Origin of the sequence: Bartonella sp. AP65SXKL, from assembly GCF_042195725.1 — a bacterium.
In the GTDB taxonomy this organism is placed as follows: Bacteria; Pseudomonadota; Alphaproteobacteria; order Rhizobiales; family Rhizobiaceae; genus Bartonella.
The window spans coordinates 1-23,711 of record NZ_JBHIOW010000007.1 but is presented as its reverse complement, the minus strand read 5'-3'; the positions used below and the strand labels follow the sequence as shown (position 1 = coordinate 23,711).

General features: G+C 35.4%; 19 protein-coding genes and 1 tRNA gene. 12 read left to right on the top strand and 8 right to left on the bottom strand.

What is annotated here, in order from left to right; all coding sequences use genetic code 11:
* Window positions 1-16 precede the first annotated feature (16 nt).
* The 3 genes from ACFIMP_RS05605 to ubiC all read left to right on the top strand — a co-directional run bounded on the left by ACFIMP_RS05605 (window position 17) and on the right by ubiC (window position 4,474).
* Window positions 17-1,708 carry a Na/Pi cotransporter family protein gene (locus tag ACFIMP_RS05605; RefSeq protein ID WP_375613347.1) on the top strand — a complete coding sequence of 564 codons (1,692 nt, stop codon included), beginning with the start codon at window positions 17-19 and terminating at the stop codon, window positions 1,706-1,708.
* Between the two features lie 856 nt (window positions 1,709-2,564).
* Complete coding sequence (locus ACFIMP_RS05600; RefSeq protein ID WP_375611967.1) at window positions 2,565-2,816, top strand: GlsB/YeaQ/YmgE family stress response membrane protein; 252 nt, start codon at window positions 2,565-2,567, stop codon at window positions 2,814-2,816.
* A 1,151-nt stretch (window positions 2,817-3,967) separates the two neighbouring features.
* A complete protein-coding gene (ubiC, locus tag ACFIMP_RS05595; RefSeq protein ID WP_375611966.1) occupies window positions 3,968-4,474 on the top strand; it encodes a chorismate lyase in 507 nt (168 codons plus the stop codon).
* Between the two features lie 678 nt (window positions 4,475-5,152).
* On the opposite strand, the gene ACFIMP_RS05590 is transcribed toward ubiC, so the two are convergent.
* On the bottom strand, window positions 5,153-5,605 hold the full coding sequence (locus tag ACFIMP_RS05590) for a GatB/YqeY domain-containing protein (RefSeq protein WP_375646197.1): 453 nt from the start codon (window positions 5,603-5,605) through the stop codon (window positions 5,153-5,155).
* A 280-nt stretch (window positions 5,606-5,885) separates the two neighbouring features.
* Here ACFIMP_RS05590 and carA point away from each other — a divergent pair, with 280 nt between their 5' ends.
* Window positions 5,886-7,082, top strand: a complete 1,197-nt coding sequence (gene carA / locus ACFIMP_RS05585) for a glutamine-hydrolyzing carbamoyl-phosphate synthase small subunit (protein WP_375636814.1) — start codon at window positions 5,886-5,888, stop codon at window positions 7,080-7,082.
* A gap of 869 nt (window positions 7,083-7,951) precedes the next feature.
* On the opposite strand, the gene ACFIMP_RS05580 is transcribed toward carA, so the two are convergent.
* Window positions 7,952-9,172, bottom strand: a complete 1,221-nt coding sequence (locus ACFIMP_RS05580; protein WP_375686118.1) for an MFS transporter — start codon at window positions 9,170-9,172, stop codon at window positions 7,952-7,954.
* Window positions 9,173-9,929: 757 nt separating this feature from the next.
* Here ACFIMP_RS05580 and ACFIMP_RS05575 point away from each other — a divergent pair.
* Complete coding sequence (locus tag ACFIMP_RS05575) at window positions 9,930-10,769, top strand: DUF1460 domain-containing protein (protein WP_375671880.1); 840 nt, start codon at window positions 9,930-9,932, stop codon at window positions 10,767-10,769.
* Window positions 10,770-12,064: 1,295 nt separating this feature from the next.
* Here the strand turns inward: ACFIMP_RS05575 and ACFIMP_RS05570 are convergent.
* On the bottom strand, window positions 12,065-12,973 hold the full coding sequence (locus ACFIMP_RS05570; protein ID WP_375613344.1) for a cation diffusion facilitator family transporter: 909 nt from the start codon (window positions 12,971-12,973) through the stop codon (window positions 12,065-12,067).
* 765 nt (window positions 12,974-13,738) lie between these two features.
* Here ACFIMP_RS05570 and ACFIMP_RS05565 point away from each other — a divergent pair.
* Complete coding sequence (locus tag ACFIMP_RS05565; RefSeq protein WP_375686117.1) at window positions 13,739-14,548, top strand: TrmH family RNA methyltransferase; 810 nt, start codon at window positions 13,739-13,741, stop codon at window positions 14,546-14,548.
* 277 nt (window positions 14,549-14,825) lie between these two features.
* Here the strand turns inward: ACFIMP_RS05565 and mnmA are convergent, their stop codons facing one another.
* On the bottom strand, window positions 14,826-16,049 hold the full coding sequence (gene mnmA / locus ACFIMP_RS05560) for a tRNA 2-thiouridine(34) synthase MnmA (protein WP_375628779.1): 1,224 nt from the start codon (window positions 16,047-16,049) through the stop codon (window positions 14,826-14,828).
* A 390-nt stretch (window positions 16,050-16,439) separates the two neighbouring features.
* Here mnmA and sciP point away from each other — a divergent pair, with 390 nt between their 5' ends.
* The gene (sciP, locus tag ACFIMP_RS05555) at window positions 16,440-16,715 is read left to right on the top strand and encodes a CtrA inhibitor SciP (protein ID WP_273790817.1); all 276 of its coding nucleotides are present in this window, start codon (window positions 16,440-16,442) and stop codon (window positions 16,713-16,715) included.
* A 139-nt stretch (window positions 16,716-16,854) separates the two neighbouring features.
* Here sciP and ACFIMP_RS05550 read toward each other — a convergent pair whose 3' ends face one another.
* On the bottom strand, window positions 16,855-17,241 hold the full coding sequence (locus ACFIMP_RS05550; protein WP_375606932.1) for a flagellar export protein FliJ: 387 nt from the start codon (window positions 17,239-17,241) through the stop codon (window positions 16,855-16,857).
* A 563-nt stretch (window positions 17,242-17,804) separates the two neighbouring features.
* On the opposite strand from ACFIMP_RS05550, the gene ctrA reads away from it, so the two are divergent.
* Window positions 17,805-18,506 carry a response regulator transcription factor CtrA gene (ctrA, locus tag ACFIMP_RS05545; RefSeq protein ID WP_273790819.1) on the top strand — a complete coding sequence of 234 codons (702 nt, stop codon included), beginning with the start codon at window positions 17,805-17,807 and terminating at the stop codon, window positions 18,504-18,506.
* 223 nt (window positions 18,507-18,729) lie between these two features.
* Here ctrA and chpT read toward each other — a convergent pair whose 3' ends face one another.
* Window positions 18,730-19,368: a histidine phosphotransferase ChpT gene (gene chpT, locus ACFIMP_RS05540; protein WP_375632317.1), complete on the bottom strand. Its 639-nt coding sequence runs from the start codon at window positions 19,366-19,368 to the stop codon at window positions 18,730-18,732.
* 214 nt (window positions 19,369-19,582) lie between these two features.
* Between chpT and ACFIMP_RS05535 the strand changes: the two genes are divergently transcribed.
* From ACFIMP_RS05535 to ACFIMP_RS05525, 3 genes are read left to right on the top strand one after another with little or no spacing between them, the layout of a single operon-like run.
* Complete coding sequence (locus ACFIMP_RS05535) at window positions 19,583-20,179, top strand: DUF1134 domain-containing protein (RefSeq protein ID WP_375613340.1); 597 nt, start codon at window positions 19,583-19,585, stop codon at window positions 20,177-20,179.
* Between the two features lie 27 nt (window positions 20,180-20,206).
* The gene (locus ACFIMP_RS05530) at window positions 20,207-20,593 is read left to right on the top strand and encodes a hypothetical protein (RefSeq protein WP_375611956.1); all 387 of its coding nucleotides are present in this window, start codon (window positions 20,207-20,209) and stop codon (window positions 20,591-20,593) included.
* Window positions 20,583-20,849 (top strand): hypothetical protein, encoded by a 267-nt coding sequence (locus ACFIMP_RS05525; protein ID WP_375611955.1) that lies wholly within the window; start codon window positions 20,583-20,585, stop codon window positions 20,847-20,849. The genes ACFIMP_RS05530 and ACFIMP_RS05525 overlap by 11 nt, the downstream gene beginning before the upstream one ends.
* Window positions 20,850-21,173: 324 nt before the next feature.
* On the opposite strand, the gene ACFIMP_RS05520 is transcribed toward ACFIMP_RS05525, so the two are convergent.
* Window positions 21,174-22,292, bottom strand: coding sequence for a DegT/DnrJ/EryC1/StrS family aminotransferase (locus ACFIMP_RS05520; RefSeq protein ID WP_375686116.1), 1,119 nt, complete (start codon window positions 22,290-22,292; stop codon window positions 21,174-21,176).
* 49 nt (window positions 22,293-22,341) lie between these two features.
* The gene (locus ACFIMP_RS05515) at window positions 22,342-23,298 is read right to left on the bottom strand and encodes a Gfo/Idh/MocA family protein (RefSeq protein WP_375686131.1); all 957 of its coding nucleotides are present in this window, start codon (window positions 23,296-23,298) and stop codon (window positions 22,342-22,344) included.
* A gap of 164 nt (window positions 23,299-23,462) precedes the next feature.
* Here ACFIMP_RS05515 and ACFIMP_RS05510 point away from each other — a divergent pair.
* Window positions 23,463-23,539, top strand: a tRNA-Met gene (locus tag ACFIMP_RS05510).
* The last annotated feature ends 172 nt before the right edge of the window (window positions 23,540-23,711 follow it).

The window sequence follows — 23,711 nt, the reverse complement described above, 5'->3', positions numbered from 1 at the left end:
GAAAGAATAAAGTATCATGAATGGTTCATTGGTACTCCTTCATCTTGCCGGCGCTATTTCTTTACTTCTCTGGGCCACACGCATGGTGCGCACAGGAGTTGAACGCGCCTATGGTGACAGACTTAAATATAAAATGTGCCACGTCGTTTCAAAACCATTGTTTGCCGTAAGTTTTGGGCTTTTTACAGCAATGATTTTACAAAGCTCTACAGCAATAACACTCCTCGTTGGCTCTTTCGTTGAATCTGGTTTTGTCTCTGGAGTAGCAGGACTTATGGCTGTACGTGGAGGAGAATTAGGATCAGCAATCGTTGTAAAAATTCTCACCTATGACCTCACTCTTGTTGTACCCTTGTGTCTTTTAATTGGCACTTGTATCTTCATGACAACAGAAAAACGTGAATGGCGTCAAATAGGACGTATTGTCATCGGTATTGGTCTTTTGATTTTATCTTTAGAGATGATAAGTACCGCGACAGAACCTTTACGTGAAAGCGAAATTTTGCCTAGCATCATTCGTTATCTTTCAACCGATCCTATTTCCACTTTTTTGTTGGCTGCTGGCTTAACCTACCTCTTACATTCATCCATTGCAGGAATCATTTTGCTGGTCAATTTTGCCAACTACGATCTTATCCATACGCAACTCTGTGTTGTCATGGTTCTTGGTGTCAACTTTGGCTCTTCTCTTATAGCACCACTTTTAACGCGCAACGCCTCTCCTAATACCCGCCTCGTTCCCTTAGGAAATTTACTCATGCGTGGGGCAGGGTCAATCCTTATACTTATCTTATTTCTCTCCTTTCACCCTCCCATCACATGGCTTGGCAATAACGCCCCTACTCAAGTAATCAACGCCCATATCATTTTTAATGTTTTCATTCTCCTTGCTGGAATACCGCTTTCAAAATGGGTTTTAAAATTAACCACTCAGATCGTGAATATAAGTGCAAAAAAAATGCAAGCCGACAAAACGCTCAATTTATCCGATCAAACAGCTCTTGATGACAGTGTTCTTGATCGCCCAACTCTCGCCCTCTCGAATGTCATGCGTGAAGTCATTCATATTTGTGATCTTGTAGACATCATGCTAGAAAAAATTATGGGACTTTATGAAAAGCCTGATCCCAATATTATTCGTGAACTCAACCAACTCAACACCATATTGGACAAAAAACATATCGCCATCAAACTTTATCTTGCACGATTAGCGGGACAAAAATTATCTGACGAAGAAGCTCTTCAAACGCAAGAACTTCTAGGTGCCTGTATAAAATTAGACCAAGCAGGCGATATCATTATTCATAATATGTTGATGCTGGTTAAAAAGAAACAACAAAAAGGTTTACAGTTCAGCAGCGAGGGCTGGAGTGACCTCCTTCGTTTCCACGCCATTGTACTAGCCAACGCGCATATAGCATTTAACGTTCTCGTCTCACGTGATACACACACTGCACACCTATTGGTACAAAAAAAAGATCAACTACGAAACTTAGAAAAAGAGATGAGTTTAAAACATTTTAAACGTCTGCGTGAAGGGGATCTCAAAAATGTAGAATCATCCAGTCTTCATCTCGACACTGTGCGCGACCTCAAACAAATCAACTCTCTTTTGACCTCAATGATCTACCCCATTTTAGAAGAACAGGGACTTCTTCAAAGTTCTCGTCTACGCAACCCTGCTGAAGAACAAACAGAAAAAACTTAAACCTTTCAAATAACTTGAATAAAACACACATCACATCGATTATTCAATTTTGAATATGGTCAAGATATTGATTTAATCAAAATATCTTATTATTCGACAATTTAAATGAGCTTTCTGCATCGTAAGTTTCTTTCATTTAAAATCTATACATGATGAATTGCTCAAAGTCATCTGCTTGCACATTACAAACAAAGCAGCATGTAGAATAGAACTCTTGAAGAAAGATGTAAAAATGCCTAACCATCTCAAAGCCAAGACTGTTAAACACATAAAGAGTAGGTCAAGAGTATGATAGTTCCAACCTAAACCCGCCTTGTAAAAAGGGAACCGCTTCACAGTAGCAGCGAAACAGAAATACTCTATAAGAAATACAAAACCCCACAAAAATGCAACATTTATATCAAGATTGGTAGAGGTTCAACCTATACAGCCATGCTATAACGTATCAACGAAACAGTTTTCATTTCAAACATCATTGATATCAATTGGCAAGCTCCAAACTTTTAAATATCCATTTTACTTATTGCTTTAATCACAATTGTTTTTTTAATTTAAGAGAGAGATTTAAAAAGCTTATAAATACACTTTATGAGTTCTTAGAACATTTCTACTAATATTTTCTTCTTTTATTCATATTTATCAATTAATTAATTTATTTATAAATTAAAATATGTTGTATATTTATACTTATTAAGTATTATTATGATATAAATGTGAATGTTATTTTTATATAAAGGAAAGTAATAAGTAAAATATCTAAAAGAAATATCCTTTCCACTGGTTAAAAAAGGAATAAACCTTGATTTTTACAAAGTTTACTCTAGTTACAATTTAAATTCAGGCAAAGGAGGGTATCATGGAAAATGCAAACATCGGTTGGATTGCTGCTATTATTATCGGCGGGATTGCAGGTTGGGCAGCACAGTATATTATGAAAAGCCAAACAGGAATATTGTTAAATATTATCTTAGGGATTATTGGCGCTGCGCTAGCAAGCTTTCTTTTTAGTCTTTTAGGTGTAAGTTTTGCTGGTTGGCTTGGCTATCTTATTTCAGGTTTTATAGGAGCCTGTATTCTTATATGGATAGGACAAAAAATTCGATCATAGAGTATTTATTTTTTACACCTTTTGGGATTCAATACAAAACTAGGAAACAACGAGCAGAGTTTAAAATATTCCCCTGTAACTTGTTGTTACCAATTTTGATATGATGGTGAGATGCTTAAGCTGTGATTTTAGGCATACACCATCACCATATTATAAAACCAAATGCAGTAAAGAACTTTATAACGCACCATTTCATACCTATATAAACTTACGCATATCAGAGGAGAGATATGTTGCGTTATTTTAACAAAATACGAACTGATTTTTGTACCACGTGCGCAAATCCAGCATATCTCACTGTAATAACAATTCATAAGGTTACAAAAATCACTAACGATGATTAAAAATTCTACCGTATAATGCTTAACACCTATACACTCTATCAACAATACCCTTTTTACCGAAAAACTCGAAGCGCTTTTTTACATTCTTAAGAAATAAAGAGAGACGGCAAGAATAAAATGATAAATATTTTTTCTAATCTATGAAATAAAATAGTATCTAAAATAAATATGAAAATTAAATTATAATGTGTTTTTTTAAATTTATTTTTAATAATAAAAATATATAAGTAAAAATTAATAATATTAATGCAAATTTATTATAAAATTAATACACATTATGTGATGTAATATTTCAAAATTTTAATAATATAATATATTTTGCAAAAATATATGCATTACTATAAACTTCTTGATTATAAAGAATACGATCTCCTTTACATCTCAATTCAAAAGATTTGAATATCTCTTCTCTTTCTAAAGTATAAAATAAAGTTTTGTTCCTCTTAAAATTTCCTCTTTATATCATCTTGCATAGATGAATTTTTAGCTCTTCTTTATATGCGTTACAAACGAATTTTAAAGCACGAAACATTTTTCCCATTGCTCTCATGCGATAAAGAAATTTCCGTAATGCATTGTGAAAGCGCCTTGAACAAAACATAATACTTTATTTTGCTTTTTTAAATGAAAATAATCCTATAATATATACTTCCTGCATATCTTCTTTTAAAGACCTTTGCTTTCGATTTTCCCTTTGATATCTTCCTGTTAAAATCTTGCTGCTTTTATACTCCTTGTATTACAATAGAGCTATCTATTTAACCCAACATAACATATGGAATAAGACTTTAGCTGTGGAGTAAAACGATGTCTGATCTTGAAGATTCCATCTTACCACCTCTAAAGTGGTTCTCTGATCAAAATCCTCCAATACCAGAAAATGTTCGCGATTGGCTCATGGAATCGGGCTCAATGACGCTTCGATTAAAGAAATATTGTACCTGCCTCCAAGTTCAACCACAACGCGAATGTTTTATTACGCGAGATAAATTAACAGAAGAAGCAGAGCATCTCCCCGAAAATGCGCGTTATTGGCTACGCGAAGTCATATTAATGGGAGATAATAAACCTTGGCTCCTTGGACGCACTGTAATTCCACAAGAAACCCTCCTACACAATCAAGCCTTGATGCATTTGGGAACTGTACCTCTAGGACATTATTTATTTAACAATGACAAATTAACCCGCGATTACATTCATATTGGTCAACAAGGTGCGCTATGGGCACGCCGTTCCCGTTTGCGGTTAACGGGTAAGCCATTGTTGCTAACTGAACTATTTTTAACAGATTCACCACTGTATCCCCACAAATAGAGGTTACTCATTTTATTCTGCATAACTTATAGATTTCATATAGCTTATAAGGGATTTAATCAGAGAAAAGAATTTCAAAATTATCTCAAGAACACATTAAAAACAAAGATTTCTTTTCAAAATATCCTTTTATTTCATCAACTCAGCTTAAAAAATCTCTTCCCTAGAAAAAACGTTCTAAAATTCTGATTTTCTTATCATTAAAACCAGCACTTGAATTAAAAAGATACACACCATATTGATAAAACCATCTATATTTAAATTTCTTGCTGAATAATCACTACTCTAAAATACGGTAACTCTTTATCAAACAAATGCTTTGAAACAGCAAAAAAGACAATAATACACTCCCCAAAATTGGAAATCTGTATCAATTAGCTTAATCATTCTGTTTTAAAATTTTTAACAGTGCTGACAATAGATCTTTTTAAAAAAGTAAAAACTCTATAATCTTTTTGTTTTTTAATGGTCTAACAGCTTTGAAGAACAGAAAAATATAATACTTAAAAGAATGTTTATTGCTCTATAAGAGCCAAAAAAATTTCGTTGATATCAAAAAAATATTTTTTTGATAATAGTATGTATATAAAAAATAAATGATATTTATCAACATCCTACTGACTTACAAAGGCGACGCACAATAAAAAATATTTTCCAATCCCCTTGAATTAACAAGATCTATTGCAATTTTTGACGAAGACTATTGCACACTTTAGAAAAATTCATTTGCCCCGCATACCGTTCCTTAAGCCATGCCATCACCTTACCGATATCGCGTAATTTTTCTGCCTTTGTTTGTGCCAAAGCTTCACAAAGAACCTGTTCTACTTCCATCTCCTTAAGTTGATAGGGAAGAAATTCACGAATAACTTCTATTTCTGCTTGTCCTCTCTCTGCCAATTCCAAGCAACCAGACTCTTTATAGGCTCGCATCAATTCTTCACGCTGTTGAAGCATTTTAGTGAAAACAGACTGTATCTGCTGATCATCCACTTCTAGCTTCCCTTCATCATAATAAAGAATATCACGATCCCTAACTGCAGCATTCATTAAACGAAGTGTAGCAAGACGCGCACTATCTTGCGCTTTCAAAGCAGCCCTAAGAGCCCCATCAATCTGGTTACGCAACATAAATTTATCCAATTTTTGTTCAAGAAGAAGATGCCTTTTAACCAATCTTTATCCATCTTGCAATGGAGAATAAAAAAATAATTAAGGACTCGATCTTCGAAAAGCTAAAACAAGACTTTACCTCTTCATGGAATGTACTTATACTGCCTATTTCAAGCGAAACGTTACCAGAATAATATACACAGCATCTGCTAAAGGTATGATTTTTGTGTAAAGTTGATCATTATACCTTTCAGAGAATAAGCCATCATACCTTTAGAATAAATTGTGGATACATACTATGATACAAGCGACTTCACCCAGCCACCCTTGGAGTATCAAAAAACCGACAGCCCTCTTAGTCTTAGCAGATGGAACCGTTATTGAAGGCAAAGGAGCAGGTGCTACAGGTATAGCTGAAGCTGAAGTGTGTTTTAACACCGCCATCACAGGCTATGAAGAAATCCTCACAGACCCGTCATACACACAACAAATCGTTAATTTTACTTTTCCTCATATAGGAAATGTAGGGGCAAATAGCGAAGATATTGAAGATCTCTCTCCTCTCAATTGTCATGGTGCTGTTGGCGCTATTTTCAAAGCAGACATTACACATCCCTCAAATTATCGATCCAATGAAAATCTTCATCAATGGCTTAAAACGCGTAAAATTATTGCACTTTGTGGTATTGATACACGTGCACTCACAATTCTTATTCGTGAAAAAGGTGCACAAAATGCTGTCATTGCACACGATGCTAATGGAAACTTTGATATTCCTTCTTTAAAGAAACGTGCGCAAAAATGGCAAGGTCTCGTCAATCTTGACCTTACGAAAGACGTGACATCTCAATCATCAATGCAATGGAATGAAAAACCATGGAGTTGGAATAAAGGATACGGTACAAACAATGTGCACAATCTTCATATCATTGCAATTGACTACGGTATTAAACGTAATATTCTTCGCCTTATGGCAACACAAAAAGCACGCATTACTGTTGTGCCTGCCCACACAACTGCAAAAGAAATTCTGGCAATGAACCCTGATGGCGTTTTTCTTTCTAATGGACCAGGAGACCCCGCAGCTACGGCTCAATATGCCATTCCAACAATCAAAACATTAATTGATCATAATTTACCAATTTTTGGAATATGTCTTGGTCATCAACTTCTCGCTCTTACGGTTGGTGCAAAGACCATGAAAATGCACCAAGGACATCATGGTGCCAACCACCCAGTTAAAGACCTTAACACTGGAAAAGTTGAGATTGTATCGATGAATCACGGTTTTGCCGTAGATTCTTCCTCTTTACCACAACATGTTCAAGAAACACATATTTCTCTCTTTGATGGTTCAAACTGTGGTATTCGAATCATTGGAAAACCTGTTTTTTCTGTTCAATATCACCCCGAAGCTTCTCCTGGACCACAAGATAGCCACTACCTCTTTCAGCATTTTAGTGATCTCATTATGAATTATAAAAAAATATCTTAAAATAAAAAGCCTCACCTTTTAACTTCTCTCCTTTAAATTATATCATCTTCCTACGCACAATTATATTATTTTTATACCTACAACTTATTGAATAAATATTCTTATTGATCATTCTAAAACTAAAAAGAGCGCTCTGAATAGCTTAAATTTTTCTCATTCCTCTCCTCTTAAGGTCGTATCCATCAAAATCATTGGTTTCTCCCCCCAAGCAAGATAAGTGGGTCGATAAAAACCATTTTTAAAAAGAGTAAAGTGCCTAATATTCAAATAAGCATTTGATTCACAATACAATTTTAAGCATTCTATTGTGCATGAGAAACATAATCCCTCCTAAAGAATAAAAAAATTAAAGTGTGAGACAGTGCAACAAATCTCTACTTTTTAAAAGATATTGCCGTAGATGGTTTTGAAAACTGTAAAGTCGAATAAAAAAGTAATCGCAAAACAGAAAACATCTTTTCAATTTTACAACGTTATATTCTTCCAAAATGAGGTTGTCTTTCGATTCCAGAAATGATGCCAACAAATATAAGCAATATTTTACTTCCAATTTGCCATATAAAATTTGGAATTGTTCATTCAATACTGATACATCTAACGCAGATACATTTTAATCTTTGTTTTCAATATGCTGCTGCATTAGCACTGGATATTAATTTGCAAGCAATAGAAAAAATACGGACTCCCCCTCTACAAACAATATCACAAAATAAAAAAATTATTTTTACTAAATGAGAAGGATATATCGATATTTTATACAACACTTTGTGAAACAAATATCACAAAAACTTTCTGCCTATAAAATGATACATTTTGTTTATCTTGTGCATTCTTTAGCAAAATAGTACGTACCAGCCCCTCTCAACAAATTAACGTACCCGCAAGGCAAAAATAACTGTCGCAACGACAAGAAGAAAAAAGCCTCCAACAAAAGGAGCACCAGAAAAATAAAACAGTGCATTTTTATCTGTAAAACATTCAAAAAGAAACACATAAAAAACAGAACCAAATGTTAAACTCAACGAAATAACAGATGTCATCGCTCCTTGCAGTTCTCCTTGTACATTTGTCGGTACCTGCGCTGAAGCAATAGCACGTATAGGTGCATGAACAAGATATTCAAGCATTGTACACATACAAACCATATAAACCATCCACCCCTGCGTCGCGAATGTATAGCCCAGCATAGCAACAGAGGCAAACAAAAGCCCCACTATAACAATATGCCAATCACTCCATCGTTTAGAAAAATAAGGCAAAATGAGAGCGACTACAATAAATTGGCCTATCCCAAAAACACTATAGGAGAGTCCAATAGAAAAAGAACTCCAATCATAGCGTTCTTTTGCAATGAAAGCCCAAATGCTTAACCATACAGATTCCGCAAACCAATAAAGAAAAAAGACCAATAACACCCAAAGAACCATCGGATATTGTTTCAGGTGCCAAAAAGCACCTAAGGGATTTGCCCGCTTAATATCAAAAAAGCGCCTATTCCATAAAGAAAGGGTTTCTGGAAGCATAACCCAAGAAAAAATAAAATTAATGAGTGAAAAACCAACAGCAAAATAAAACGGAATACGCGGACCAAACTGACCTAAAAAACCACCAATAAACGATCCTAAAATAAACCCCAATGCGGATGCAATGCCTAACAAACCAAAATTGCGTGTACGGGTTTTATCATCAGATATATCCGCAAGATAAGCTGTACAAGTTGCAAAACTAGCGCCACTTATCCCTGACAAAAGACGCCCGATAAATAACATAGAATAGCTCCATGCTATAGCACATATGAGATTATCAAGAGCAAAGCAAATAATAGAGAGAAGCAAAATAGGACGACGACCATAACGATCAGAGAGATTGCCAATAACAGGAGCAAACAAAAACTGCATCACTGAATAAGCTGCAAGTAATTTTCCTCTTTCTACAAAAGATGTACTGACCTCTTTTCCAGTTAATTGAGAAAAATATTCAGGCAAAACAGGACAAATGATCGCAATACAAAGAATATCTAACAATAAAGTGATGAACACTAAAACGAGCCCACGCTGAACAAATTTCGGATTGAGCATTTGGTCTGGCATAACATACACACTATTTTACGCATACAATGACTCCCCCGCTCTCTTTTAACTCCCGTTTCCTTTTAAAAGTATTCTATACCGTATACTTTTCACATACAAAATAATAACAAAGTAAAAATTTAAGTAAGAGTCAAGATAAAACTATAAAATTACGTTTTAATTGGTATATATTTAATTGCTATCTCATTGTCAAAGAATAAAAATTTTTTGCATTATACGAACAAAATATTTGTGCGACAAACTCATGAACAAAATTTCATGAAACACAAAGTATTTCCAATAGTTTTAGAGACATTATGATGAATTTTATCAGACATCGTTTCCCCCTCTCATCCCACCGTTTTCAGGAATCTCAATTCCATCAGATACGTTAGATATACTATAGTAATTGAAACCTTTTAAAAGATAAGCTCTTAAAAAATTTTCTTACCCTCAGAATATGCTATAAGGTTAAAGCAGCATCACCAGAATAGCTTAACAACGTAAAAAGCTCATCATATTTTTAAAAGTATTTATTTGACAATAATTTTGATTAAAAAATAAGTATATTATAGAGAAAGTTCTTTAATTCTATAATCTTAGAAAATATTCATATCGCTTGCAATTTGTGGAACCTTATTTTATCTTTATATTCATTGATACTCTTAATGATTGTATGCTACCATTAAATCTAACGATGATCATGATAAGCATTTAAAAAAATAGCACTTTTAGAAATAGTTCGTCATGAATTTTTAATTCAAAAATGGTGTATAAAATGCGAAAAATATCCCTATTAATTCTCATATTAATGTTGGTAACAGGATGTGATGTTCAGGATTCTGATTCACAAGAGAGTATTTTAGAAAATAAAATAAAAACACAACAAACAACCAACGTAAACCTAGATCCCTATACTCTAAATAAATTAAATACTCTTCTCAAAAAACGTTCAGAAACAAATTATCAGGAAAAAGGGGCACTAATTGACTTTCTTTCTGAAGCTTTTTTAGGGACACCTTACCAAGCAAATATGTTACATGGCTCAGAAAATACACCAGAAAAACTGATTATTGACTTTAGAGGCTTAGATTGCTTCACTTATCTGGATTATGTTGAAGCATTGCGCAAATCAACATCCCAAACAGAATTCATAAATAACGTCATAAAAACACGTTATATTAACGGTAATGTTCATTTTTTAAATCGGAAACATTTTTTTACAGATTGGGCTTATAGAGAATATAAACTCGCCACTGATATTACCGCTGAAATAAGTCCCCATGCGGTAAAAATAGAAAAATATCTCAACAAAAAAGCTGATGGTGGAAGCTATCTACCTGGGTTGCCAGTTGTGAAACGCACAATAACGTATATTCCAAGTAACTTTATTAATGAGGAGGTTATAGGTCATTTACAGTCTGGTGATTTCATTGGTATTTATACGAAACTTGCTGGATTGGATGTAACACATGTGGGCTTCTTTATCATGACAGATAAAGGGCCAATGTTAAGAAATGCTTCTTCACGAAAAGAAAACGAAAAAGTCGTTGATTCTCCTTTTATGAATTATGTTGAAAAAACACCAGGAATCATTGTTTTAAGAGCTCTTGAATAACATGCGATATGAAATATCTTCTCTATTCTTAAAATATATACTGTCGTTATTCAGGTAAACATCTAACTTCGTTCAAGCTATACGGATACAATATTTTTGTTTACAGTTTTAAGAGAAAAAAGTCGTTTTGATCTAACTTTGTTTATAGGTATGACAAAATCATTTTTGGAGAAATCACGGATTTATAATCACTTTATACTGGTTGAACGATAAAGACAGAAAAAAGTCTACTATAGTATCACGCTTTCCTTTCATATTCTCAACCAAGAGTTATCTATAGATTACAGCTAATCTGATCTTTACAAATATAACGCAAAAGACACAAACGAATGTTTGTAAAAATAAGTAAAAGTAAAGCCAGATATGTTTGGTTATTGTTTATAAAGTATTTTATAAAAATTCGATCTACCTCTCTAATTTATTGCATATAAATTTTTGACTTTATAGCTTTGTTTTCCTTATAAAGTCTTTGCTTTTTGTTGTTGTCTATAAATTAAAATAGCCCTAATGTAGCAGCATATTTATGATTAGGATGCACCAGTACTGTACGAGTCCTTGTAAAATTTTGATGCCAGATTGGAATGAAAATATGAAGGCATCAATTAAAAACCAGTTTCTATCTTTAGCATCATTCTTTCGCTCAGCTTTACGATTTTCTACAGCAACGACAATAATATCCTTTAAAGAGTAGAGATATGAGCATTATTTTTGGTTTTTTCATTCTTTAATGAGTCCCCATCTTTCATGCAATAAAGAACACTCTAAACAGAATCCATTGTATCGATAAAACAATACATTTATTAGCAACAACAATGATGATTAATCTATGATCACAAACTTTAAAACCCTATTCATAACTTTTATATAAAATTTATAATTAAATCTCATTAAAACTTATTACGAAGGCTTCACTCCTCTTCGCCCTAAGAGACGAAACATCTACTCCTGAAAGTCTGTAAACAATCCGTTCTCTTAAGTGGATTTAAGCTGCTAACCATTTCATGAGATTCACTTACAAAAGAATACAGCGGTAAGTCCTATTTTGAATATTTACTTCATACTCTAAAAACACTTAATAGATCAAATTTTATATGCCTTATCTCACCACACCTTAAATGACAGTGTTTTAACGAAATAGAATAAATCTTGCCTTAAATACTCTGTTTAACCTTGTATACTTGATTGATGCAAAAATAAAATCAACAAAAGAGCATCATCGTATTTTCGAGAGGTATGAATCGCTCCATCATAAAAAACAGCCCTTATAACATAACAGACAATTCGAAAAAATCTTTTTATATAAAAGGGATCACCGTTGTACCAGGAGGCAATTTTGCCTCATCTTCAGGCTCGACATGAATAGAAATACGCACATTATCAAATTCTTTTTGAAGAACAGCTTCGATTTTATCACAAATTTTATGTGCTTCTCCTACCTGCATTATAGCAGGCACAACCAAATGAAACTCTATAAAAGTAACCCTCCCAGCAACACGCGTCCGCAAATCATGGACCTCAAGCGCACCCGATGCATTTGCAGAAATCAGCTCCCGAATCCGCATGCTTTCATTCAATTCAACGCCAACATCCATTAATCCCTGAACAGCACTTCTAATCACCTTCCAGCCCTGTAAGAGAATATTAACGGCAACGATTATCGCTAAAATTGGATCTAAAGCTCCCCATCCTCCGACAAAACCAGCAATCAAACCAATTAAAATTGCAAGCGACGTAAAAACATCAGTTATAAAATGTACTCCATCAGCTTTAAGAGCCGGTGAGCGATGGAGTTTTCCCTGCCCAATAAGAACCATTCCCCACATACAGTTTATGACAGTTGCAATAAGATGAATAACAAGCCATATTCCAGGCTTCTGCAACAATTTAACGGTAGAAAGAGCTATCCATGCTTCTCTTAAAATAACAATTGCCGCAATAATAATGAGTACCCCTTCAAGAATTGCGGAAAAATATTCCGCTTTATGATGCCCAAAGGGATGATCATGATCTGCTGGCTTCATACTCACTTTAACAGCCCACCATGCTGCTAATGACGCAAGAATATTAACGATTGATTCCAATGCATCAGAATAAAGTGCAACCGAACCTGTGATGTGATATGCCCAATATTTCAAAGCAAAAACAATACACGCAATAAAAATAGAGTATAAAGTTAAGCTTTGTATATTGATTTTTACATCCATGAATCTCATCCTTTTCTTCACGAAATAGGGAATTAATATTTTCAACCATATCATTATACTTTTGGCATAACGACGATCTTTCCTCAATATTACAGAAGCTTCATCATACAATAAACGCCTCAGCTCACCATTATTATCGTAAAAACTGCTCAGTTACACGAACAGCACCAATAAATAAAGAAGAGAGAAAATAATAGAAAGAAGAGTTTTCCCAAGAGCAATCAAACACATAACCTTCATTATTAATCGTTTTCTGAATAACTTAAAGCCATCTCACTTCTCATAAACGAAAAACTTGTTTTTGCTCAAATCTATCATGATCATGCATTATTTTTCAGTCTTATGATGTGCATTATAACCCATCTATAAGCCATCTTTGCACCTTAGAAAAAATATCTTAGCACTCTACAGTAATCTTACAGGTCAATAGGATTTTAAAATATGATTTACTAAAAAATTTAGATATAAAAAGAAGAACAATGATTACCCTCAAAAAAAAGAATCTGGGCATTGGGGACCCAGATTCTTTTCCCTTAGAAATTAAGGGCATACAGAACTTGGGAAATAGCGGGGACCCAAGACACTGCACCCGATACAAGAAAAATATATGATTCCGTATCAGTATTTTTACATTATACCTATGGTTGTGTATTGTCAACATAAATTCTACCATAAGTTTTAAAAGATATTTTTTTATCTCTTCTTTTTAAATAAAACAAATTCTAACATCTGGAAATCATAAGAAAAAAGCACTAAAAATCTCGCATGCATTTGAATATCATAACAATCAATGAAACAGATGATCCACGCCTAAAAGCCTATCATAATATCCGTGAAAAAGATCTTGTTGGACGGCAACATCAATTTATTGCTGAAGGCAAAGTAACATTGTCCGCATTACTACACTCAAAAGAGTTTTCTGCCATCTCACTGCTCATCGTAGCAAACCGTCTCTCTGGACTTCTACCGCTTTTAGAAAAAACACAGCCCCTATGTCCCATTTATTGCGTTCCACAAAAAGTTATGGATAATATCACCGGCTTCCATGTTCATCGTGGTGTTCTGGGTATTGGTAAACGCAAAATACTGCCATCTTTACAAAGTTTTTTACAACATCTTCCAGAAAAAGCTTTGATTCTTATTTTATGTGGTATCTCGAATCACGATAATATGGGATCAATTTTTCGTAATGCAGCAGCCTTTGCCAGTAATGGCATTATTGTCGACAAAACCTCATGCGACCCACTTTATCGCAAATCAATAAGAGTGTCTGCCGGCGCTGCTTTAAAAGTACCCTATACGCAAAACGCTGATATAGATGACATTATAGCTGCTCTAAACGATGAAAACTTTCATCTTTATGCACTCTCCCCTTCTGCCTCACACACTATCAAACAAGCCAACAAAAGCAAAAGAATAGCACTTATTTTTGGAACAGAAGGCGATGGCTTACCACTCCACATACTACAACAATCAAACACCTTACGTATTCCCATGACTGACGGTTTTGACAGCCTTAATGTTGCCACAGCCTCAGGTATTGCACTTGCTCATTTTACCAACTTTGACCACTAAAGATGATAACACTTCAAGTTATAGAACATACCCAATGTTGTATGTTATCTACCAGTCTCCAATAATATTACCGTTCCCTAGCCTTTGAAAGCATTGATAAAAAACATTTTTACATTTTTTTCATCACTTTTCACACCCTAACCCCACTTATGACGTGCAGAAAATATAATGTTGATGGATTCAATTATAAAACAAACTTTCAATGAGAAAATCTTCCGGAAGTCTCTCATTCAAGTTTAAGGTTAAAAGATATCATTATAAATCAATTTACTATGCTTTATAAAGCTGTTGTTTTTAGTTCTGAGGAAACAGAATCTTTTGTTTCGAGATTACATAAAACGCGCTTCAACATCATTTCAGTATCGGCTGCACGTTCTGAATGTGTTACAAATCCTCCCCCAAGAATACGCGCCTCATGACCATTTCCATCATAAAGAACGCAAGCTTGCCCTGGTGCCACACCATTTTCACATTCCAATAAATCAACGGAAAAAATACCTTCTTTATAATGTAAGCGCGCAAGGTGAGGAGGACGCGTTGAACGCACCTTTACAGCCACCTCAATACCTTGAGAAGGGAAATTATCTAACGACTCATCACCAAGCCAATTCACATCACGTAAAAAAAGCTTATGCGTTTCTAACATTTCACGCGGTCCAACAATAACACGTGCATTTTCCACATCGAGATAAACCACATAAAGCGCTTCACCCGTTGACACCCCAATACCACGACGTTGACCAACCGTATAATTAACAATTCCCGAATGTTTACCTAAAATCTTTCCATCAATATGGACAATAACGCCAGGATTAGCTGCTTCTGGACGCAGTTTTGCGATAACATCTGAATATTTTCCTTGTGGAACAAAACAAATATCCTGACTATCATGCTTATTGGCAACCACAAAGCCCATTTCTGCTGCCATTTCACGAACGCGGGCTTTTGGAAGGTCACCAAGTGGAAAACGCAAATAATCAATCTGTTCTTGTGTCGTTGCAAAGAGAAAATAACTCTGATCACGATCATTATCGAGAGGACGAAAGAGTGCTCGATGCGCTCCGTGGGAACGCGAACGAATATAATGTCCCGTAGCCAAAGCATCTGCTCCCAATTCGCGTGCCGTTGTTAATAAATCAGCAAACTTAACCGTTTGATTACATGCAATACATGGTACTGGGGTCTCTCCATGAGCATAACTTTCTGCAAAAGGATCAATAACAGCTTCGCGAAAGCGCTTTTCATAATCAAGAACATAATGCGGTATTCCTAGTGTTTCTGCAACGCGGCGTGCATCCTCAATATCTTGTCCTGCGCAACACGCCCCCACCCGATGCGTTGCTTCCCCATGATCATAAAGCTGCAACGTAATGCCAATAACATTATACCCTTCCTTTTTCAAAAGACCTGCAACAACCGATGAATCAACCCCCCCCGACATTGCAACAACAATGCGAGAATCCTCAGGTTGTCCTGGTAAATCAAGACTGTTTAAAAACATGTATTCATTCTCTATTTAATGCTCTGTTTAATGGCTAGCCATATGTTGACATTCTGATGCACGCTCTTTAGCACTTTTACGCGATTGATTGTCTTTATATTATTTTTTTATCCTTTCCACAACCATAGGCATTACTTTCTTAAAAGCTGCTGCAAACAAAAAAAGAATGATGGAAATAAGGCATAATGGTAATCGTTTAGGAGAAAACCTTTTTTCTCTTTTGAAAAATCCGGTAAAATATTGCAAGAATCTCTTCTACACACTTCAACTTGAGCTTCTTTTTACATACCCAATCACTTTATTAATTTTTTCTTTCAGCGCTTTTAGCTCTTTTTTAAATTTCATGCTCTATAAACGAATCAAGTCCTTGACTAAAGGTAGAGGATACGAATGAGCAACTTGATAAAAACACAAATGAAATATGTTATTGGGCCAGATGGAAGTCCGCTTACAATTGCCGACCTACCGCCGCAAACAACACGGCGCTGGGTGATTCGTCGCAAAGCTGAAGTTGTTGCGGCTGTCAGAGGTGGATTGTTAAGTCTTGACGAAGCGTGCCACCGTTATACTTTGACCGTAGAAGAATTTCTTTCATGGCAAAGTTTAATCGATGAACACGGTTTAGCGGGATTACGAACGACCAAGATTCAACACTACAGGCATTAAGTTGCCATTGATTAATAACATAAAGCAATCTATAAAACAGCCAAACTTTTATCAAGTTTGGCTGTTTTATACTATATCCAAAAGATAAACCTGAAAGAATGGATTTTTCAATAATTGCTTTTATCATCCAGCCATTAAATTAGCCAACCATTGAATTAGATTGAATCAAAATATCCTTATCATCCGCAGCAATCTTCTTTTCTCGTGCTTCCAAAAGCTGTGCACGTTGCAGCTCTGTATTAGCTTCATGGAGAGCAATTTCAGCATTTGTTTTTTGAAGTTCTAAATCACGAATTGAATTGATCAGATTATCACGTCTTTGCCGCGCTGCACGCGCAAAAGCAGAATAAGCAAAATGGTGAACATCATTGTTTCCAGATTTACGTTCTTCATGAGTAATCTGTGCTTCCAACTCTAACACCATTCGTTCAAATTCTGCGATCATCATCTCAAGCTGTGCAATTTCACGGCGCTTTCCACGCACTTGAAACATCCTCAATCGCACCATATTTTCTCGTGGCTTCATACTCACTACTCCTTGATTGCGCCAACTCAAAACTCGCATTCACACCCAATAAATATCTTTTAGTTATATATCTATCCGACAAAAACAGTCTATTAACTTGAAATTATAATAATTTTTGCCTTGCATTAAAGCATCTGAAAATACAATCTGCTTTAAAGAGCAATAACTATTTCTTTAACTTTTCCCCCATTATAAACTGAAGAGGTTTAAAGCTCAGTAAATAAACACTGAAATTGTAAAAAAGTAATTTATAAAGCTCTTTTACAAATTTTTTTAAGTTAAAGTTTATAGAAAAAGCCCTCCTTTTTTATTATGTTAAAAAATATAGGATTTTTCTAAAATAATTTTGTAGCCTCTTTCAAAAATAAAAATATTTTGTTAACCACTATCATGGATAGTGGGGAATTTAGTAGTGATTGTTACGCGTACTACTGAAATGTTCATAAACGCTTTGTTATAAGTGTTTGATTTAATGAATTGTTTTTATAACAGTGGTTTTGCTAACTGATATAAAATAGAAATGCTCCTTATGATTCGTGAAGGAGCAAAGTGAGGGATCTAAAATGCGCGTATTATTAATTGAAGATGATAGAGCAGTTACTCAAAGCATTGAGTTGATGTTAAAGTCGGCTAACTTTAATGTTTATATCACTGATCTGGGTGAAGAAGGTATCGATTTAGGAAAACTCTATGATTATGATATCATTTTGCTTGATCTGAATTTGCCTGACATGTCAGGGTATGATGTCTTGCGGACTCTAAGGTTGGCAAAAATAAAAACTCCTGTCCTAATCCTCTCTGGTATGAATGCCATTGAAGATAAGGTTCGTGGTTTTGGCTTTGGAGCAGACGACTATATGACGAAGCCTTTTCATAAGGATGAGCTCATTGCACGTATCCATGCAGTTGTTCGTCGTTCAAAAGGACATGCACAATCGGTTATTGTTACCGGAGATCTCACCGTTAACCTTGACACAAAAACTGTCGAAGTTGCAGGGCGCCCTGTTCACTTAACCGGTAAAGAATACCAAATGTTAGAGCTTCTCTCTTTACGCAAAGGTACCACCCTTACCAAGGAAATGTTTCTCAATCATCTCTATGGTGGAATGGATGAACCAGAACTAAAGATTATCGATGTTTTTATTTGTAAATTGCGGAAAAAATTGGAAGCAGTCTCTTCCAGTGTAAATTACATTGATACAGTTTGGGGACGTGGTTATGTATTACGTGATCCAGTTGAAGAGAACGTACGAAAAACCGCTTAAGCAGTGAACATGCACATTGTAAAATCTCGGAGTGTAGCGGGCCGAGATTTTTTCCCGAGATCTTTTCTCTGTTAAAAGTAGAGAACTCGCACACTAAAAATCTCATATAGAAAGCGCTTAAAGCTTAAGAAGTAACCACACCCAATTTACACATATAACCTTATCGCTCATAAGTTCAATCGAAGCCACTTTTCCCAACACAGCTTAAGCGCTTCTCTCTTATTCAAAGCTTTTTTACACTTTCTAAAACAATACAACCATCACTTTCATCAATATTTATTTTCATCTCTGTCATCTGAGCAAGTAACATTGTGTAATAAAATTGGATGACATGTGCATCAATAAGCTCTTCTTGAACTTCTCCACGAAATAACGCAAGAAAATGAGGGGGTATACGGAGAGTTCTACCGAAAACCTCAAATCGAAAAGAACGTTTATTTTCTTCTTGCAAAATCATAACAACAATTTCACCACCACGAGAAACTGTTGCGTTTGCAATCAATAATAAATTAAGCAAAAGTTTAACTTCATCTTTTTCTAACAATAAAGAAGAAGCTTGCCATTTTAAAGTTGCTTTTTCTTCTTTCATATATTGTTGAGCAACCTGCTCTGCAGTCCGTGTATCTATTTGTCCTCCACTTGCACCAGCAAAACCAAAAGCCAATCGCGCAAATTGTAGACGTGCAGCAGCACTCGCAACGGATAAACGCACCAATTGTAAAGCATCTTCTTCAGCTCCTCCTTCATCATAAAGCTCCATTGCATTTTGAATAGCCCCCACAGGTGAAATCAAATCATGGCAAATACGACTACAAAGCAAAGCAGCAAGATCCATAGGCTTCAAAGAAATATCTAACGTCATAATGATTGAAAACTCCTAGATTCAAAAAAACAAACTTTATTTTAAAGAAAAACTCTTAACATCTGATGCATAATAGGAAACATTAACAATCATGCTAAAAAATTCAGAAATAAATTCAAGAATTTAAATAACCTTATATCTTATTTTTTATTTGAATAGAATGAAAATTCTAATATTATCTTTTTGTTTATCACTAATAAAAGGAGAAAACTCCATGGCTCTCTCTCTGCTCAAATACTGGTACAAAAATATTATATCTTTAATCTTCCTTTTATTCATCACCATAAACACTACACAAGCTCGACTAAAACCAATAGAGCAAAACGAACCTCATTATTCACTCCAAGAAATTATTGATTCTGGTCATATTTTTTTTGGAAAAACAGCCAGTGGTCTGGCTGTTGCAATTCAAAATATTTTTTCAAAATACGGTTATCCCAATGCCTATATTTTAGGAGAAGAAGCTTCTGGTGCCTTTTTTGCTGGATTAACCTATGGCGAAGGAATGGTTTTTACCAAAAGCTATGGTCAACATAAAGTTTTTTGGCAAGGTCCCTCAGTAGGATGGGATTTTGGCGGCCAAGGCTCCCGTTTAATGATCTTAGTTTACAATCTTAATGGCATAAATAATTTATGGAGACGCTATGGTGGTATTTCAGGTTCGGCCTATTTAATTGCAGGTGTTGGTTTTCATGTCCTAAAATACCACAATACCTTGTTAATCCCAATACGTACAGGAGTCGGCGCACGCCTTGGTATCAATATAGGATATTTAAAATTAACACATAGACCGACATGGAATCCGTTTTAAACGGTTTCTTATTTGAAAAGGGGTATTATGCTTATTCAATCATTTCTTTTTTTTATACTTGGAGTTGCTTTTACTTCCTGGTTACTGGTGCTTTTATCTCCTTTTATTTGGCGTAAAGCCGTTCATTTTGCGTATAAAGATGTTTGTGCGAAAATGCCATTATCACTCGCGGAAATAGAAGCAAATCACGATTTTCTTCGTGCACAACATGCTGTAGAATTAGCAAACAACCAACAAAAGTACGAATTTTTGCAAAAAAAATATGTCCAACAAAAAATACAACTGAGCCAAGTAACAGAACAATTTTATCGGCTATGCCTCCCCACAAAAGATACTCTCACCAAAGAAGCGATAGCAATCAAACAAAATATCGCCACACTACACACTTCCAAAGGAAAGACAAATGATGCGTGAAAAAGTCGCACACTATCAGCAACGCTTACAAAAAATCCAAACTCATGAGCTGGACACGACCGCCAACCACCAATTGCTAGAAGAACTCCGAGAAGAAACAAAAGAACTTGCAGCAACATTGGCAGCTCAAATAGCGCTACAAGAGGGGAATACATCACCCATCAACACATTGATTCAAAAATCCAAAAGCAAAAATGACCTAGCATCACGTATTCGCCAAAAAATAACTTTTCTCTCCAAAAGCCCTGTTAAATAAGTTATCTTTTAAAACACCTTAAATGAAGAGTAAAATCAACAAAGGTTCATTGTAACTTTCATAACCCAAATCCTTTTTACTAAACGTGACTTTTTTGCTAAGCTAAAGGACAAAGTTTCTTAGCCCATACCGTTCTGTTAAAAAATATCTTCTTGTCTAGAAGCTTCACTTTCTAATCATATCACCGCTCTAAAGGACAACATTTCATAGGTCCTAGAAAGGAAATAATACCAAAATATTGGCCACACACTCTAACAAAAAATACCTTCTAAGATGGATCACCAATAGAGCTTTGACCATAATTTTAAGGATAAAAACACGCTCTCAAGAGTGATAAAAATCTCTTATTTTTTTAATAATCATATCCTGATCCGTTTGTGTCAAGTAAGGATGCATTGGTAAACTTAAAACACACTCTCCTAAAGACTCTGAAACAGAAAGGGAATCTTTTACATAAGGGAAGTGTTTATAAGCTGGCTGTTGATGTAAAGGAGTTTTATAATAAATCATTGTAGGGATAGAATTTTTTTGTAAAAAATCTTTTAATTTATCCCGTTCTTTTACCTTAATCGTATATTGTGCATAAGCAGAACGAATATTTTCTCCTATTTCTGGAACTGTAACAATATCTCTTAAGCCATTGGAATAGCGTTGAGCAATTTCCACACGCTTTTCCATTTCATCTTCAAAAATCGCAAACTTTTCTAGTAAAATTGCAGCCTGAATGCTATCTAGGCGCGAATTCATACCAATACGTACATTGTCATATTGCGTTTCACCTTTACCATGAAACAAAATAGAGCGTAAAAGTTCTGCAAAATGATCATCATTGGTCATCATAGCGCCTCCATCACCATAACATCCTAATGGTTTTGCAGGATAAAAACTTGTAGCAGCCACATCACCAAAAGCACCACACATAGTATTACCGCTTCTCCCCCCCATAGATTGAGCAGCATCTTCAATTACAAAAAGATTTTCCTTTGCAGCCACTTGAGCAATTTGCACATAGTCAGCAGAAAGTCCAAATAAATCAACGGCAATAATAGCTTTTGGCTTTAGACGTCCCTCTTTTTTTACCATTTCGATAGCGTGAGAAAGTTTTTCAACATCAATATTGAATGTATCAGGTAAAACATCAACAAAAACAGGTTTAGCCCCCACCAAAGCAACCACTTCAGCCGTTGCTGAAAATGTAAAACTAGGACAAAAAACAGCATCCCCTAGACCAATATTTTTAGCCATAAGAGGCATCTTCAAAGCATCTGTTCCATTAGCACATGCAATCACATGTTTAACGCCAAGATATTCTGCCAATTTCTCTTCAAATTCTGTTACTTTTGGCCCCAAAATATACTTACCACTAGCGACTACATGCGCAATTGCAGAATTAATTTTATCTTCAATACGCGCACGCTGCGCCCCAAGGTCGATGAATTGCATATTAACTCCATTGATCATCACAAGAATGCAAAAGCGCTACCTATCTCTTTTATCTATCATAATTGACATCAGCAGCTGTTAAAATCCGTAAAACCGCAATAGCATCATCACCATTTGTACGAGGTGATTGACGCGTTTCAATACAATGAAGGAAATGCCGTAATTCGCAAGTAAGCGGCAAATCTTCACAAACATCAATGTAATTCAGCTCATCCATGCTAAAAGCCCACTCTTGATTTTCTTTCCAAACGGCAAAATGGTGCATTGCCAATTTACGACTCCACGGTTCCATATCATCAAAAACGAGTATAGCCTTTGTTCCAACAACAATTAAACGCCTCTCACGATAAGAACTCAAGCGTGAAGTAAAAAGATGACTACGCACACCATTTGGAAAAATCATATGAATATGAGAAAAATCAGAAATCTGATCAACGACAGCAGCCCCCTCACCGCGAATTTCGGAAGGTTCACATCCTGTCAACGCCAAAATCATTGAAAGATCATGAGGGGCAAGATCCCATAAAGCATCACTGTGTGTGTGAAATTTTCCAAAGCCTAATCTATGAGAATAAATATATCGCACATCTCCCACATCTCCGTTTTTCACCAATTCACACATTTTTTCAAAAGCTGGATGAAAACGCAAAATATGGCCCACCATAAAAACTCGCTCATAGGCCTCAGCCTCCTGAACTTGGCGTTTAGCATCAGAAACATTCAAGGCTATTGGTTTTTCCACCAAAACATCTTTACCATTTTTAACAGCACGGAGCACATTTTGCGTATGCAATTGTGGCGGCAACGCTAATACCAGCGCATCAATATCTCGATGAGTAAAAAGATCATCTGGTGTAACAACCTCTACACCATACAGTGTTGCAAAACTAGCAGCACGATCAATATCAATATCAGAAACTGCTGCTAAAGCCCCGAGAGAGTGGAGTGTCCGTATATGATTTTCACCCCAATGACCGCATCCTAAAACCGCTACACGTGGCACCATTTTCATGCCTTACCTTACTTTATCATATGAAAATTACACTTTTACATATCGAGGATAAAATAGAATGACAAGAGAAAAGCTTAAAAACGATGCTTGACATCTTACTATTCTACCCCTTATATCCGCAAAAGATGTAATTATTGACAATTATGATTGCTTATTTTGGCGGAGTAGCTCAGTAGGTTAGAGCAGAGGAATCATAATCCTTGTGTCGGGGGTTCAAATCCCTCCTCCGCTACCATTACTTTTTTATTGTGTGTGTAGTTTGCCAGCAGTGTAGCTGTAGCTTGTGTAGCTTGCCAGCTGTAGCTTGCCAGCAGGTTTTGTATATTTTGACACTAGGTTTTGTACCAATTTATTTTTTTCAAAGAGTTTTTAAGGGGTTCTCAAAGGGTTTTCAAAGGCCTTTCAAA

Bases quoted from the DNA above. Each gene is read 5' to 3' on its own strand.
- ACFIMP_RS05530 (WP_375611956.1), top strand. From the start codon at position 20,207: ATGCTTATTCAATCATTTCTTTTTTTTATACTTGGAGTTGCTTTTACT.
- ACFIMP_RS05550 (WP_375606932.1), bottom strand. From the start codon at position 17,241: ATGAAGCCACGAGAAAATATGGTGCGATTGAGGATGTTTCAAGTGCGT.
- ACFIMP_RS05535 (WP_375613340.1), top strand. From the start codon at position 19,583: ATGGCTCTCTCTCTGCTCAAATACTGGTACAAAAATATTATATCTTTA.
- ACFIMP_RS05565 (WP_375686117.1), top strand. From the start codon at position 13,739: ATGCATTTGAATATCATAACAATCAATGAAACAGATGATCCACGCCTA.
- ACFIMP_RS05605 (WP_375613347.1), top strand. From the start codon at position 17: ATGAATGGTTCATTGGTACTCCTTCATCTTGCCGGCGCTATTTCTTTA.
- carA (WP_375636814.1), top strand. From the start codon at position 5,886: ATGATACAAGCGACTTCACCCAGCCACCCTTGGAGTATCAAAAAACCG.
- ACFIMP_RS05525 (WP_375611955.1), top strand. From the start codon at position 20,583: ATGATGCGTGAAAAAGTCGCACACTATCAGCAACGCTTACAAAAAATC.
- ACFIMP_RS05515 (WP_375686131.1), bottom strand. From the start codon at position 23,298: ATGGTGCCACGTGTAGCGGTTTTAGGATGCGGTCATTGGGGTGAAAAT.
- ubiC (WP_375611966.1), top strand. From the start codon at position 3,968: ATGTCTGATCTTGAAGATTCCATCTTACCACCTCTAAAGTGGTTCTCT.
- ACFIMP_RS05600 (WP_375611967.1), top strand. From the start codon at position 2,565: ATGGAAAATGCAAACATCGGTTGGATTGCTGCTATTATTATCGGCGGG.
- ACFIMP_RS05580 (WP_375686118.1), bottom strand. From the start codon at position 9,172: ATGCCAGACCAAATGCTCAATCCGAAATTTGTTCAGCGTGGGCTCGTT.
- ACFIMP_RS05570 (WP_375613344.1), bottom strand. From the start codon at position 12,973: ATGGATGTAAAAATCAATATACAAAGCTTAACTTTATACTCTATTTTT.
- ACFIMP_RS05520 (WP_375686116.1), bottom strand. From the start codon at position 22,292: ATGCAATTCATCGACCTTGGGGCGCAGCGTGCGCGTATTGAAGATAAA.
- sciP (WP_273790817.1), top strand. From the start codon at position 16,440: ATGAGCAACTTGATAAAAACACAAATGAAATATGTTATTGGGCCAGAT.
- mnmA (WP_375628779.1), bottom strand. From the start codon at position 16,049: ATGTTTTTAAACAGTCTTGATTTACCAGGACAACCTGAGGATTCTCGC.
- ACFIMP_RS05575 (WP_375671880.1), top strand. From the start codon at position 9,930: ATGCGAAAAATATCCCTATTAATTCTCATATTAATGTTGGTAACAGGA.
- ctrA (WP_273790819.1), top strand. From the start codon at position 17,805: ATGCGCGTATTATTAATTGAAGATGATAGAGCAGTTACTCAAAGCATT.
- chpT (WP_375632317.1), bottom strand. From the start codon at position 19,368: ATGACGTTAGATATTTCTTTGAAGCCTATGGATCTTGCTGCTTTGCTT.
- ACFIMP_RS05590 (WP_375646197.1), bottom strand. From the start codon at position 5,605: ATGTTGCGTAACCAGATTGATGGGGCTCTTAGGGCTGCTTTGAAAGCG.